This window comes from Citrobacter sp. GW821-FHT07H02 (genome assembly GCF_059418505.1).
In genome coordinates, this window is sequence record NZ_JBWKPZ010000008.1 from 38,695 (window position 1) to 52,470 (window position 13,776).

General features: G+C 53.3%; 16 protein-coding genes. 13 read left to right on the plus strand and 3 right to left on the minus strand.

Features of this window, described 5'->3' with window-relative positions:
* Positions 1–114: 114 nt before the first annotated feature.
* The 3 genes from AC07NP_RS10710 (at position 115) to ruvB (ending at position 2,451) form a co-directional block, all read left to right on the plus strand.
* Positions 115–681, plus strand: coding sequence for a hypothetical protein (locus AC07NP_RS10710; RefSeq protein ID WP_494660467.1), 567 nt, complete (start codon positions 115–117; stop codon positions 679–681).
* Between the two features lie 139 nt (positions 682–820).
* Entirely contained in the window at positions 821–1,432 is a 612-nt protein-coding gene (gene ruvA, locus AC07NP_RS10715; RefSeq protein WP_276294834.1) for a Holliday junction branch migration protein RuvA, read from the plus strand.
* An 8-nt stretch (positions 1,433–1,440) separates the two neighbouring features.
* Positions 1,441–2,451, plus strand: a complete 1,011-nt coding sequence (ruvB, locus tag AC07NP_RS10720) for a Holliday junction branch migration DNA helicase RuvB (RefSeq protein WP_192612496.1) — start codon at positions 1,441–1,443, stop codon at positions 2,449–2,451.
* Between the two features lie 76 nt (positions 2,452–2,527).
* On the opposite strand, the gene znuB is transcribed toward ruvB, so the two are convergent.
* Together znuB and znuC are read right to left on the minus strand one after the other, a co-directional pair.
* Entirely contained in the window at positions 2,528–3,313 is a 786-nt protein-coding gene (gene znuB / locus AC07NP_RS10725) for a zinc ABC transporter permease subunit ZnuB (RefSeq protein WP_203360922.1), read from the minus strand.
* A complete protein-coding gene (gene znuC, locus AC07NP_RS10730; protein WP_192612494.1) occupies positions 3,310–4,065 on the minus strand; it encodes a zinc ABC transporter ATP-binding protein ZnuC in 756 nt (251 codons plus the stop codon). Before znuC ends, znuB begins: the two co-directional genes overlap by 4 nt.
* A gap of 78 nt (positions 4,066–4,143) precedes the next feature.
* On the opposite strand from znuC, the gene znuA reads away from it, so the two are divergent.
* From znuA to AC07NP_RS10780, 10 genes are all read left to right on the plus strand, one after another.
* Positions 4,144–5,088 carry a zinc ABC transporter substrate-binding protein ZnuA gene (gene znuA / locus AC07NP_RS10735; RefSeq protein ID WP_494660468.1) on the plus strand — a complete coding sequence of 315 codons (945 nt, stop codon included), beginning with the start codon at positions 4,144–4,146 and terminating at the stop codon, positions 5,086–5,088.
* Between the two features lie 15 nt (positions 5,089–5,103).
* The gene (gene mepM, locus AC07NP_RS10740; protein ID WP_203360924.1) at positions 5,104–6,426 is read left to right on the plus strand and encodes a murein DD-endopeptidase MepM; all 1,323 of its coding nucleotides are present in this window, start codon (positions 5,104–5,106) and stop codon (positions 6,424–6,426) included.
* Between the two features lie 257 nt (positions 6,427–6,683).
* Positions 6,684–7,043 (plus strand): purine nucleoside phosphoramidase, encoded by a 360-nt coding sequence (gene hinT / locus AC07NP_RS10745; protein ID WP_061381942.1) that lies wholly within the window; start codon positions 6,684–6,686, stop codon positions 7,041–7,043.
* A gap of 2 nt (positions 7,044–7,045) precedes the next feature.
* Positions 7,046–7,420, plus strand: coding sequence for a YcfL family putative periplasmic lipoprotein (locus AC07NP_RS10750; RefSeq protein WP_203361262.1), 375 nt, complete (start codon positions 7,046–7,048; stop codon positions 7,418–7,420).
* Between the two features lie 13 nt (positions 7,421–7,433).
* A complete protein-coding gene (gene lpoB / locus AC07NP_RS10755; protein WP_203361263.1) occupies positions 7,434–8,078 on the plus strand; it encodes a penicillin-binding protein activator LpoB in 645 nt (214 codons plus the stop codon).
* Entirely contained in the window at positions 8,059–8,883 is an 825-nt protein-coding gene (gene thiK, locus AC07NP_RS10760) for a thiamine kinase (protein ID WP_494660469.1), read from the plus strand. Before lpoB ends, thiK begins: the two co-directional genes overlap by 20 nt.
* Before the next feature lie 10 nt (positions 8,884–8,893).
* Positions 8,894–9,919, plus strand: a complete 1,026-nt coding sequence (gene nagZ, locus AC07NP_RS10765) for a beta-N-acetylhexosaminidase (RefSeq protein WP_494660470.1) — start codon at positions 8,894–8,896, stop codon at positions 9,917–9,919.
* 38 nt (positions 9,920–9,957) lie between these two features.
* Positions 9,958–10,500, plus strand: coding sequence for an alpha/beta hydrolase YcfP (gene ycfP / locus AC07NP_RS10770; RefSeq protein WP_192612489.1), 543 nt, complete (start codon positions 9,958–9,960; stop codon positions 10,498–10,500).
* 237 nt (positions 10,501–10,737) lie between these two features.
* Positions 10,738–12,042: an NADH-quinone dehydrogenase gene (gene ndh, locus AC07NP_RS10775; RefSeq protein ID WP_203360927.1), complete on the plus strand. Its 1,305-nt coding sequence runs from the start codon at positions 10,738–10,740 to the stop codon at positions 12,040–12,042.
* A 321-nt stretch (positions 12,043–12,363) separates the two neighbouring features.
* Positions 12,364–12,903: a glycine zipper 2TM domain-containing protein gene (locus AC07NP_RS10780; protein WP_192612487.1), complete on the plus strand. Its 540-nt coding sequence runs from the start codon at positions 12,364–12,366 to the stop codon at positions 12,901–12,903.
* Positions 12,904–13,037: 134 nt separating this feature from the next.
* On the opposite strand, the gene comR is transcribed toward AC07NP_RS10780, so the two are convergent.
* Positions 13,038–13,670, minus strand: coding sequence for a TetR family copper-responsive transcriptional repressor ComR (comR, locus tag AC07NP_RS10785; protein ID WP_494660471.1), 633 nt, complete (start codon positions 13,668–13,670; stop codon positions 13,038–13,040).
* Positions 13,671–13,776: the final 106 nt, after the last annotated feature.

The window sequence follows — 13,776 nt, forward strand, 5'->3', positions numbered from 1 at the left end:
GAATCAGTCTGGTAAATAGCGTGCAATTAGCGTTGAAGGAAACTATGTTTTGTAGTTATGCGCGCGTGTTAAGCGACACGGAAGAGTCATTTCAACATGGATAACCAGACCCTCATGCCAATTATTTATGCACTGGTACTGCTATTTGCCTGCTGGGCCCTCATTACGCACTACCAACGGTACAGAAAACCGATCGCGTTCTTTTATACGCTATTGCTACTGTATACGGGTTATGCGGCATTCATGGAATACTATTACCATCGCAATAGCATCACCACCACAGCCAACGTTTCTGCCGTGCGCTACACCAGCAGTTTTGAACGTCGGACAACCAACACCTGTAGCCACCTCCGGGGTGGCAGAACAGATTGTTCTGCATTATATGATTATGACCTGAGCGGGTGGGGGGCATACAAAGCCTGGACTTACCATGTCGAGGGCGCGCGTACAGAACCCGCCAGCACAATGTGCGTAAATATCGTTAAAAAGAAACCTGCGGTCGGCAAACCTTGCGAAAATGTGTTTTTTAACGTCAGTCCTTTGCCGGTGCTGATCTCCATTTGGGCGATAAGCGCATTCGCTTTTCTTACCCTGGCTTTGCACAGGTTTAAATTACGCCGGATGTCGAAGCATTCACTCTCCACGGCAGAAAAGCATCGCCATGGAAAACGCGCGTCCTGAAGATAACGGCTTGTCGCAGCCCTGCTCCGTTAGCACGCTGTGCGAACTCTGGATTTTAATTTCATCCCCGCTGGATATCTATCCAGCATTTTTTTATGATACACCTTTGTATCAAGAGCCATTAACGCAGGAGCGTCATGTGATAGGCAGACTCAGAGGCATTATTCTCGAAAAACAACCCCCGTTGGTACTGCTGGAGACGGGCGGCGTCGGCTATGAAGTGCATATGCCGATGACCTGCTTCTATGAGCTGCCGGAAGCGGGGCAGGAGGCAATTATCTTCACCCATTTTGTGGTGCGTGAAGATGCCCAACTGCTGTATGGCTTTAACAACAAACAGGAACGTACCCTGTTTAAAGAATTGATTAAGACGAATGGCGTCGGCCCGAAGCTGGCGCTGGCGATCCTCTCCGGCATGTCGGCACCGCAGTTTGTTAATGCTGTCGAGCGTGAAGATCCCGCCGCCCTGGTGAAACTACCGGGCATTGGTAAGAAAACCGCCGAACGTCTGATTGTTGAAATGAAAGATCGCTTCAAAGGGTTGCATGGCGATCTGTTTACCCCTGCCGCCGATCTGGTGCTGACCTCACCGGCCAGCCCGGCAACGGATGATGCTGAACAGGAAGCGGTTGCTGCGCTGGTGGCGCTAGGCTATAAACCTCAGGAAGCCAGCCGGATGGTCAGCAAAATTGCCCGCCCGGATGCCAGCAGCGAAACATTGATCCGCGAAGCGCTCCGCGCCGCGCTGTGAGGTAGAGGATGATAGAAGCAGACCGCCTGATTTCAGCAGAAAGCACGTTGCCAGAAGATGTGGCAGACCGGGCGATTCGTCCCAAACTGCTGGCGGAGTACGTTGGTCAGCCGCAGGTGCGCTCGCAGATGGAGATTTTTATCCAGGCGGCGAAACTGCGCGGTGATGCGCTTGACCACCTGCTGATTTTCGGCCCGCCGGGTCTGGGTAAAACCACGCTGGCGAATATTGTCGCCAATGAAATGGGAGTGAACCTGCGCACCACCTCCGGTCCGGTGCTGGAGAAAGCAGGGGATCTGGCGGCGATGCTCACTAACCTCGAGCCGCACGACGTTCTGTTTATCGACGAAATTCATCGCCTGTCTCCGGTGGTTGAAGAAGTATTGTACCCGGCGATGGAGGACTATCAGCTCGATATCATGATTGGTGAAGGTCCGGCAGCGCGCTCGATAAAAATCGATCTGCCGCCCTTTACGCTGATTGGCGCAACCACCCGCGCGGGCTCATTAACCTCGCCGTTGCGCGACCGTTTTGGCATCGTTCAGCGTCTGGAGTTTTATCAGGTTGCCGATCTACAGCATATCGTCGGGCGCAGCGCACGTTATATGGGACTGGAGATGAGCGATGAAGGCGCCCTGGAAGTCGCCCGTCGCGCGCGTGGCACGCCACGTATCGCCAACCGTCTGCTGCGCCGCGTGCGTGACTTTGCCGAAGTGAAGCACGACGGCACTATCTCGGCGGATATTGCCGCTCAGGCGCTGGATATGCTTAATGTCGATGCGGAAGGGTTCGACTATATGGACCGCAAACTGTTGCTGGCGGTGATCGATAAGTTCTTTGGTGGGCCTGTTGGGTTAGATAACCTGGCTGCGGCTATCGGCGAAGAGCGCGAAACGATTGAGGACGTGCTGGAACCGTATCTGATTCAGCAGGGTTTTTTACAGCGTACCCCGCGTGGTCGTATGGCAACGGTGCGTGCGTGGAATCACTTTGGGATCACTCCGCCGGAAATGCCCTGAGCGTAGCGCCGGATAGCGATGCGAGCGCATCTTATCCGGCCAGGGAAGACAGTGCGATCCGGTAAAAAAACAGGCCTCAACTGGCCTGTTTTTTCATCATGGTAAGGATAAACAGCAGCGCAGCGCACAGAACGACCGAAGGGCCGGCTGGCGTGTCGTAAAATGCCGAAAAGGTCAGCCCACCTGTAACCGCTACCATTCCTACAATCACCGCAACACCTGCCATCTGCTCTGGCGTACGGGCAAAACGACGCGCCGTGGCTGCCGGGATTATCAGCAATGAGGTGATGATCAGCGCGCCGACAAACTTCATTGCCACCCCGATCGTTAACGCCGTCACCAGCATCAGCAGAAGTTTCACGCGCTGAATTTTCACCCCATCAACAAACGCCAGGTCCGGGCTGATGGTCATGGACAGCAAATTGCGCCACTGCCAGAACAAAATCGCCAGAACAATGACGACGCCAATGGCGATGGAGATCAGATCTTCAGGCGTGACTGCCAGTAAATCGCCAAACAGATAGGCCATCAAATCGACACGGATGTTCGACATCAGACTGACCACCACCAGACCCAGCGACAGGGCGCTGTGTGCCATAATGCCCAGCAGAGTATCGATCGCCAGGTGAGGGCGTTTCTCAAGCCACACCAGACCTGCCGCCAGCACCAGCGTGACGGCGATGACCGCGTAAAACGGATTGACATCCAGCAGTAAACCAAATGCCACGCCTAACAGCGAAGCGTGCGCCAGCGTATCGCCAAAATAGGACATCCGACGCCAGACCACGAACGAGCCCAGCGGACCTGCAGCGCAGGCCAGCATGATCCCGGCGAACCAGCCGGGTAACAAAAATTCAATCATGAGTGACCATTTCCCCGGCGCAATACAATACGGCCCTGTAAATCATGGCGGTGATTATGATGATGGCGATAAATGCCTAACTGCTCAGCGCCGCGCGGCCCAAACATGGAGATAAACTCCGGGTGCATTGAGACAATCTCCGGCGTACCGGAGCAGCAAATGTGGTGATTCAGACACAGCACTTCGTCTGTTTTGGCCATCACCAGATGCAGGTCATGCGACACCATCAACACCGCGCAGTCGAGTTCGCGACGCAACTGGTCGATGAGATCGTAAAGCGCCACCTGACCGTTGACATCGACGCCCTGCGTTGGCTCATCCAGCACCAGCAACTGCGGTTGATTTAATAACGCGCGCGCCAACAGCACACGCTGCGTTTCCCCGCCGGATAACTTTTGCATGGGCGCGTTAATCAGATGGCCAGCCTGAACGCGTTTAAGAGCAGGCAGAATGTCTGATTTATGCGTGCCAGGACGTAAGCGTAAAAAACGGTTTACGGTGAGTGGGAGCGTGGTATCGAGATACAGTTTCTGCGGGACATAGCCGACGCGTAGCTGGCCGTTACGCTTGATAACGCCTTCATCAGGTGTTACGAGCCCTAATACCACACGTACCAGGGTGGACTTCCCGGCACCGTTAGGGCCAAGGAGAGTCAAAATTTTTCCGGGTCTGAGTTCAAGCGACACGTCAGAAAGGACGCGGCGTTGACCATAAGAGACCGAGACATTTTCCAGTGAAACCAAAGTCGTCATGTCAATTTTAGGCTTGCAGAAGTTATAGAATGTTATAATATCACATTTCACACATTCATTACGATGATTCGTTGCATTATGTTACATAAAAATACGCTTCTTTTCGCAGCATTATCCGCTGCTCTTTGGGGGAGTGCAACACACGCCGCAAATGCCGCTGTCGTTGCCTCCCTTAAGCCCCTGGGGTTCATTGCTTCCGCGATTGCTGATGGTGTAACAGAGACCGAGGTTTTATTGCCGGATGGCGCCTCGGAACATGATTACTCACTGCGTCCTTCCGACGTAAAACGCTTACAGGGCGCGGACTTAGTTGTCTGGATTGGTCCAGAGATGGAAGCGTTCATGGAAAAGTCAGTAAAGAACATTCCAGAATCAAAACAGGTAACGATTGCGCAGCTTCCGTCGGTGAAACCGTTGCTCATGAAAGGGGGGGACGACGACGATGACGGGCATGATCACGACCCTGCTCATGATGAAAAAGGTGACGACCATCACCATCACGGCGACTACAACATGCATCTTTGGCTTTCCCCAGAGATAGCGCGGTCTTCAGCGGTTGCAATCCATGATAAATTAGTGGAACTTATGCCGCAAAGTCGAGCCAAACTTGACGCCAACCTGAAGGATTTTGAGGCACAATTAGCCCAGGTCGATAAACAGGTCGGTAACGAGCTCGCACCGCTCAAGGGGAAAGGGTACTTCGTTTTTCATGACGCTTATGGTTACTACGAAAAACACTTCGGACTGACGCCGCTTGGTCACTTCACCGTCAACCCTGAGATTCAACCTGGTGCGCAGCGTTTACATGAAATAAGAACACAGTTGGTTGAGCAAAAAGCAACCTGCGTTTTTGCTGAGCCACAGTTCAGGCCAGCGGTCGTTGAAGCCGTTGCGAGAGGGACATCCGTTCGAATGGGAACGTTGGATCCCCTCGGAACGCATATTGCACTGGGTAAAACGAGCTATTCAGCGTTTCTGACTCAATTAGCGAACCAGTATGCGAGCTGCCTGAAAGGAGATTAACGAGGAAGTGAATACGTGCAACAGATAGCCCGCTCTGTCGCTCTGGCATTTAATAATCTGCCCAGACCCCATCGCGTCATGCTGGGGTCCCTTACTGTTCTGACACTTGCTGTCGCGGTGTGGCGCCCATACGTTTATCACCCAGAGTCCGCGCCGATCGTCAAAACCATCGAACTGGAAAAAAGTGAGATTCGGTCGCTGTTACCTGAGGCGAGCGAACCTATCGATCAGGCTGCGCAGGAAGATGAAGAGATTCCTCAGGATGAACTGGATGACAAAACCTCAGGTGAGGTGGGTGTCCACGAATATGTTGTCTCTACCGGAGATACACTGAGCAGCATCCTGAATCAGTACGGCATTGAGATGGGCGATATCAGCCAGCTTGCCGCCGCAGACAAAGAACTGCGTAATCTGAAAATTGGTCAGCAACTCTCCTGGACGCTGACTGCCGACGGCGATTTACAACGTCTGACCTGGGAAGTTTCCCGCCGCGAAACCCGCACTTACGATCGCACGGCTGCCAATGGCTTCAAGATGAGCAGCGAGATGCAGCAAGGTGACTGGGTTAACAGCCTGATGAAAGGCACCGTCGGCGGCAGTTTTGTCTCCAGTGCGAAAGAGGCCGGACTCACCAGCGCGGAAATCAGCGCCGTGATCAAAGCCATGCAGTGGCAGATGGACTTCCGCAAACTGAAAAAAGGCGATGAATTCTCGGTATTGATGTCACGTGAGATGCTGGATGGCAAACGCGAACAAAGCCAGTTGTTGGGCGTGCGGTTACGTTCTGACGGTAAAGACTACTACGCGATTCGCGCTGAGGACGGTAAGTTCTACGATCGCAATGGTACCGGACTTGCCAAAGGATTTATGCGTTTCCCGACGGCGAAACAGTTCCGCATTTCGTCCAACTTTAACCCTCGTCGCCTGAACCCGGTTACGGGACGTGTTGCGCCGCATAAAGGCGTCGATTTCGCCATGCCGCAAGGTACGCCGGTACTGTCGGTAGGTGACGGTGAAGTGGTGGTCGCAAAACGCAGCGGTGCGGCGGGTTACTACGTCGCGATCCGTCATGGACGCACCTACACCACCCGTTATATGCACTTGCGTAAACTGTTAGTGAAACCGGGGCAAAAAGTGAAACGTGGCGATCGCATCGCGCTTTCAGGGAATACCGGAAGATCAACCGGTCCGCATCTGCACTATGAAGTGTGGGTCAACCAACAGGCGGTGAACCCGTTGACGGCGAAACTGCCGCGTACGGAAGGGCTGACCGGATCGGATCGCCGTGATTACCTGGCCCAGGTGAAAGACGTCCTGCCGCAGTTGCGCTTCGACTAACCCGTTTAGCATGTTCCTCTAAAGCCGGTACACAATGTGTACCGGCTTTTTTGTTTCTGTAAGGCGCTCACCCGAAACGATAGGCTTGCTTCGGGAGGGGGAAATGGCGATAAGCGCAGCACCAGATAAGCTTTTACTGAATAAATCGCGGGTTAAAGTTGAAAGAGCGTGAGTAACTCGCTCATACTCTATACTCGCAATGCGGCTCAGCGTAGCATGGTGAAACGTAAGAGCTAATTATGAAAAAGGAAAACGTCGTGGCAGAAGAAACTATTTTCAGCAAAATCATCCGTCGTGAAATTCCCTCGGATATCGTTTATCAGGACGATCTGGTCACTGCATTTCGTGATATCTCTCCCCAGGCGCCGACACATATCCTCATTATTCCTAATATTCTGATCCCCACCGTCAATGACGTGACGGCTGAGCACGAGCAGGCGCTGGGTCGGATGATCACAGTGGCGGCGAAAATCGCCGAACAGGAAGGTATTGCTGCTGACGGTTATCGTTTAATTATGAATACCAATCGCCATGGCGGACAAGAGGTGTATCACATCCATATGCACCTGTTAGGCGGTCGCGCACTGGGTCCAATGCTTGCGCATAAAGGTCTTTGATGATGACGAGAGGATGCGTTGCGCTGTCGTTGGCGGTGCTGTTGCTCGTTGGCTGCCGTTCACATCCTGAAATACCGGTGAGTGATGAGCAGACGCTGGTCATGGAATCAACGCTACTGGCGGCGGGGATCACCGCTGAGCCTCCGGCATTGACGACGTCCGATATTCAGACTTCTGCCTCCTCGCGACTCTATAACGAAAGACAAGAACCCGTTACCGTTCATTATCGCTTTTATTGGTATGACGCCAGAGGACTGGAAATGCACCCTCTGGAGAAGCCGCGTAGCGTAACAATTCCGGCGCACTCGTCGGTTACGTTATACGGAAGCGCCAATTATCTGGGGGCGCACAAAGTTAGACTTTATCTTTATTTGTAAGAGGTGAATCTTGATAACTAAAATACATCGCTACGCACTGGTAGCCGCGCTGGCGATATTCCTCTCGGGATGTGTGACCCAACGAGAACAACCCGCGCCGGTCGATGAAGCGAAACCGACACCTGAACAGCCTGTTCAGCCGGAGCAACCAGTGCCTGTCGTACCGACGGTGCCGACGGTTCCTCAGCAACCGGGTCCCATTGAGCATGAAGATCAGACTGCGCAACCCGCACCGCGCGTCCGTCACTATGACTGGAACGGCGCCATGCAACCGATGGTCGGAAAAATGTTGCAGGCGGGGGGGATTGCGGCAGGGAATGTCCTGCTGGTCGACAGCGTAAACAACCGTACCAATGGCTCCCTCAATGCGGGTGAAGCGACGGATACGTTACGCAATGCGCTGGCGAATAACGGCAAATTTACGCTGGTGTCGGTGCAGCAGTTGTCGCTGGCAAAACAACAGTTAGGGTTGTCTCCGCAAGACAGTCTGGGAACCCGCAGTAAAGCCATCGGGATCGCCCGTAACGTGGGCGCGCAATATGTGCTCTATTCCAGTGCGACGGGTAACGTCAATGCCCCTACGCTGCAAATGCAGCTCATGCTGGTACAAACTGGCGAGATAATCTGGTCGGGTAAAGGTGCAGTCCAGCAAAAATAACCGACTGACGCGCGACGACGTGTTGTCGCGCTATTTCCCGCAATATCATCCCGTCGCCGCGAACAACCACGGATTAAGCGGCGGGAGCGTCATCATTGAAAATGCGACCCATCGTCTGGTTCTTCGTTGTCATCATGATCCTCAGGCGCCGGAGTCGCAATTTTTGCGGCAGTACCGGGCGCTCTCACACTTGCCCGACACGCTTGTGACCCGTCCCCGATTCTATACGCCAGGCTGGATGGCCGTGGACTATTTAGCGGGCGACGTAAAATCCGGATTACCGGACGCCGACGCGCTGGCGGGCTTGCTGTATCATCTGCATCAGCAACCGTGCTTTGGCTGGCGGGTCACGCTGCTGCCGTTGCTGGAGCAATACTGGCAGTGTTGCGATCCTGCTCGTCGCACGCCGGACTGGTTACGACGGTTAAAACGGCTGCGAACAGTGCGTGAACCTCGCCCTCTGCGTCTCGGGCCTTTGCATATGGATGTTCATGGCGGCAATCTGGTGCACACGGCGTCAGGGTTACGATTGATTGACTGGGAATATGCCGGAGACGGCGATATTGCTCTGGAACTGGCGGCGGTGTGGGTGGATGATGCGTCACAGCATCAGCAGTTGATCTCCGCCTACGCTAAGCGTGCGCATATCGATCCCCGACGCCTCTGGCGACAGGTCCGGTTATGGCATCCCTGGGTGATGATGCTGAAAGCGGGATGGTTTGAGTACCGCTGGCAGCAGACCGGCGAACAACAATTTATCAGGCTGGCCGATGAAACCTGGCGTCAGCTAACAACGAAAAAATAAGGAGAGCAGTGTGGGCCCAGTAATGTTGGATGTTGAAGGATTTGAACTGGATGCCGAAGAGCGCGAGATTCTGGCGCATCCGCAGGTAGGCGGTCTCATTCTCTTCACCCGTAATTACCATGATCCGGAGCAGTTGCGTGAACTGGTACGCCAAATTCGGGCGGCGTCGCGTAATCATCTGGTGGTGGCGGTCGATCAGGAAGGCGGACGCGTACAACGTTTTCGCGAAGGCTTTACTCGCTTACCGGCCGCGCAATCTTTTGCTGCGCTGAAGGGGCTGGAAGAGGGCGGAAAGCTGGCTCAGGAGGCGGGCTGGCTGATGGCCAGTGAAATGATCGCCATGGATATCGATATCAGCTTTGCGCCGGTTCTTGATGTCGGGCATATCAGCGCGGCCATTGGCGAGCGTTCTTATCATGCCGATCCGCAAAAAGCGCTGATCATGGCCACGCGCTTCATTGACGGTATGCATGCCGCGGGCATGAAAACCACTGGCAAACACTTCCCGGGCCACGGGGCGGTTACGGCGGACTCACACAAAGAAACGCCTCGCGACCCGCGTCCACAAGCGGAAATCCGCGCCAAAGACATGTCTGTTTTCCAGGCGTTGATCACCGGGAACAAGCTCGACGCCATTATGCCTGCGCATGTGATTTACAGCGATGTGGATCCGCGTCCGGCGAGCGGTTCTGCGCACTGGCTGAAAACAGTACTGCGCGGTGAGCTGGGGTTTGACGGCGTGATTTTCTCTGACGATTTGTCGATGGAAGGCGCGGCGATTATGGGCAGCTACGCAGAACGTGGTCAGGCTTCACTGGATGCAGGTTGCGATATGATCCTGGTCTGCAATAATCGTAAAGGTGCGGTCAGCGTGTTAGATAATCTGTCGCCGATCAATGCAGAACGTGTTACACGTTTGTATCATAAAGGTTCATTTTCGCGCCAGGAACTCATGGATTCTGAGCGCTGGAAAACCGTCAGCGCCCAGCTTATCCAACTGCATGAACGCTGGCAGGAAGAGAAAGCAGGTCAATAACACTCCCGTCAGGGGAGTCGGGTTTTGGTGAGGATGCGATGATTATCTATTTACACGGTTTTGACTCTAACAGTCCGGGTAACCACGAGAAAGTGCTGCAACTGCAATTTATTGACCCGGATGTCAGGCTGATCAGCTACAGCACGAGGCATCCTAAACATGATATGCAGCATCTGCTGAAAGAAGTGGACAAAATGTTGCAGCTCAACGTGGACGAACGCCCGTTGATTTGTGGTGTGGGTCTTGGCGGCTACTGGGCGGAACGAATCGGTTTTCTCTGTGACATTCGCCAGGTGGTGTTTAATCCGAATCTGTTCCCTTATGAGAACATGGAAGGCAAAATCGACCGTCCGGAAGAGTACGCCGATATCGCCACCAAGTGCGTTACCAACTTTCGGGAAAAGAACCGCGATCGTTGCCTGGTGATCCTTTCTCGCCATGATGAAGCCTTGAACAGCCAACGTTCGTCAGAAGAGTTGCACCATTTCTACGAAATTGTGTGGGATGAGGAGCAAACCCATAAGTTCAAGAATATCTCGTCTCATTTGCAGCGAATTAAAGCCTTTAAAACCCTGGGTTAACAGGGTCAGACTGTTTTGTAAGACCAGCCTTCGGGCTGGTTTTTTTATGCATATTGCCAGTGTTGTCTAACTTTTCAGCGAGAAAACTTGATGCACATCAATTTTGGTATGACCAATGCACCGTTCGTGTTATTCTCACTCTCGAAGTCGCTTTTCATTGTCGTAACTTGTTGTTAATTAAAGGCTATGCCTATAACGTTTAATTAACAATTGGTTAATAAATTTAAGGGGGTCACCTTGACTACACCATTGAAAAAAATCGTGATTGTCGGCGGTGGTGCTGGCGGGCTGGAAATGGCGACGCAGTTGGGCAAAAAACTGGGCCGCAAGAAAAAAGCGAAAATCACGCTGGTGGACAGAAACCACAGCCATCTGTGGAAACCGCTGTTGCACGAAGTGGCGACCGGTTCGCTGGATGAAGGTGTGGATGCGCTGAGCTACCTGGCGCATGCGCGCAATCATGGCTTCCAGTTTCAGCTTGGGTCTGTGATGGATATCGATCGTGAAGCAAAAACGATAACCATTGCCGAACTGCGTGATGAAAAAGGGGAGCTGTTGGTGCCGGAGCGTAAAATCGCCTATGACACGCTGGTGATGGCGCTGGGAAGTACCTCCAATGATTTCAATACGCCAGGCGTGAAAGAGCACTGCATTTTCCTCGATAACCCACATCAGGCGCGCCGTTTCCATCACGAAATGTTGAACCTGTTTTTGAAATACTCCGCTAACCTGGGAGCGAACGGTAAGGTTAACATCGCGATTGTGGGCGGGGGCGCAACGGGCGTTGAGCTCTCGGCAGAACTGCATAATGCAGTGAAACAACTGCACAGTTACGGTTACAAAGGGCTGACCAACGAAGCGCTGAATGTGACGCTGGTCGAGGCCGGTGAACGTATTCTGCCAGCATTGCCGCCGCGTATTTCTGGCGCAGCGCATAGCGAATTGACCAAACTGGGCGTGCGGGTGTTGACGCAGACGATGGTGACCAGTGCTGATGCCGGCGGACTTCACACCAAAGATGGCGAATATATCGAAGCCGATCTGATGGTGTGGGCGGCAGGTATTAAAGCGCCAGACTTTATGAAAGATATCGGCGGTCTGGAAACTAACCGTATCAATCAACTGGTGGTGGAACCGACCCTGCAAACCTCCCGTGACCCTGACGTGTATGCCATTGGCGACTGTGCGTCCTGTGCGCGTCCGGAAGGGGGCTTTGTACCGCCGCGTGCTCAGGCGGCACACCAGATGGCAACCTGCGCGATGAACAATATCCTGGCGCAGATGAACGGCAAACCGCTGAAAGCGTACCAGTACAAAGATCACGGCTCTCTGGTGTCTCTCTCCAACTTCTCTACCGTGGGGAGTCTGATGGGGAATCTGACGCGCGGATCAATGATGGTGGAAGGGCGTATCGCCCGCTTCGTTTATGTTTCGCTGTACCGTATGCACCAGATTGCGTTGCACGGCTACTTCAAAACCGGGTTGATGATGCTGGTTGGCAGCATTAACCGTGTGATTCGCCCACGTCTGAAACTGCATTAATAAACTCTTTACTCACCGGCCATTCGTGCCGGTGAGTTTTTTACAGAAAATCCTCCCATCAGTTAACACCGGCCATTTAAGCTAATGACTGAGGGGAAACACCGGGATTGGGTTCCCGGAGGGACGCCAAACCCGGTGTTTCCCCGGATATCTCGGTTTTAAACTAACGGCGTTATCCCGTCAGTCCTGGCTATGCGCTTCGGAGTACTCCGAATCCTCCTGTTTCGCCACTCAAACCCCTACTTTTCATCCGTTGTCTGATTTGCTTACTTCCCCACCCGTTGCAAAATTGTTACTAATAGCAAAAAAGGAGGAGTTCCCGTGAATAAATCAATGTTGGCGGGTATCGGGATTGGCGTAGCGGCTGCGCTGGGCGTCGCGGCTGTCGCCGGTCTTAATGTCTTAGAGCGTGGCCCGCAGTATGCTCAGGTTGTTTCTGCAACACCGATTAAGGAAACGGTTAAAACTCCGCGTCAGGAGTGCCATAACGTCACGGTCACGCACCGTAAACCCGTCCAGGATGAAAACCGTATCGCCGGTTCCGTACTTGGCGCGGTTGCCGGTGGGGTTATTGGTCATCAGTTTGGCGGTGGACGCGGTAAAGATGTGGCCACGGTCGTGGGTGCGTTGGGTGGCGGTTATGCCGGCAACCAGATCCAGGGCTCAATGCAGAACAATGACACCTACACCTCAACCCAGCAGCGTTGCAAAACGGTGTATGACAAGTCTGAAAAAATGCTGGGTTATGATGTCACTTACAAAATTGGCGACCAGCAGGGCAAGATTCGCATGGATAAAGATCCCGGTGCGCAGATCCCTCTGGATAACAACGGCCAGCTCATTTTGACTAACAAAGCGTAAAAATAGCTCTACTCTGCACACTTGCCCCTCATTCGCTCAGGCTGAGGGGCTTTTTTATGTCTGCGATGACTATCAGGAGCGGGCGAGTGAGTCCGATACTCTATCGGCATCACGATACGCCCAGGTCCGACAAACTATTTCAGCAGCTCAGGCCACAGTTTTAGCGTGGTGTGGGTGATCAACATCAGCTTCTCGAATGTTGCACCTTCGCGGGCGCTTATCGACATCCCCTGCAATATACAGTTCAGAAACTCCGCCAAACTCTGCGGATCACAGTGCGCTGGAATTTCGCCGCGCTCTTGTCGTTGACGCAGAAATTGGGTCAGTGTCTGTTCCTGCATCGCATGGCGTGATTTGACCGTATGCGCAATATCACGAGAAGAGGCTGCCAGCGTCGCGGAGGTATTAATCATAAAGCATCCGGCGGGGGTCTCTTTACTGGTGAAGCAGGTCGCAACGGCGGTGAAATAATCTTCGAGTGCCGATTCAACACTTTTCTCTTCGCAGAAGAGCTGCGCCTCGTGCTTTGCCGCAAAGCGGCTAATGTAGCGATCCAGCACGGCGCGAAATAACCCTTCCTTATTGGTAAATTCCGCATACAGCGTCGGCGCTTTCGCCCCGGTTGCTTCTACGAGGTCGGAGAGCGATGTCGCTTCATAGCCATGTTGCCAGAAGAGTGTCATGGCCTTATCAAGCGCGGCTTCCCTGTCGAACACTTTTGGTCGGCCACGGCTTTTTTTTGCGCAACTTGTCGGGGTAGTTGTCATGGTGCCGTTGTACCAGGTTGGGTTTATTGAACAACCATTATAAAAATAAACCCGCTCAGTCTCCAGCGTATTCAGGATAAAAATAAATTAATCTTACGGTGCTGAA

Excerpts from the sequence above, each read along its gene's own strand:
- AC07NP_RS10710 (WP_494660467.1), top strand. The coding sequence starts at position 115 with ATGCCAATTATTTATGCACTGGTACTGCTATTTGCCTGCTGGGCCCTC.
- ruvB (WP_192612496.1), top strand. The coding sequence starts at position 1,441 with ATGATAGAAGCAGACCGCCTGATTTCAGCAGAAAGCACGTTGCCAGAA.
- znuB (WP_203360922.1), bottom strand. The coding sequence starts at position 3,313 with ATGATTGAATTTTTGTTACCCGGCTGGTTCGCCGGGATCATGCTGGCC.
- znuC (WP_192612494.1), bottom strand. The coding sequence starts at position 4,065 with ATGACGACTTTGGTTTCACTGGAAAATGTCTCGGTCTCTTATGGTCAA.
- znuA (WP_494660468.1), top strand. The coding sequence starts at position 4,144 with ATGTTACATAAAAATACGCTTCTTTTCGCAGCATTATCCGCTGCTCTT.
- AC07NP_RS10750 (WP_203361262.1), top strand. The coding sequence starts at position 7,046 with ATGACGAGAGGATGCGTTGCGCTGTCGTTGGCGGTGCTGTTGCTCGTT.
- ycfP (WP_192612489.1), top strand. The coding sequence starts at position 9,958 with ATGATTATCTATTTACACGGTTTTGACTCTAACAGTCCGGGTAACCAC.
- comR (WP_494660471.1), bottom strand. The coding sequence starts at position 13,670 with ATGACAACTACCCCGACAAGTTGCGCAAAAAAAAGCCGTGGCCGACCA.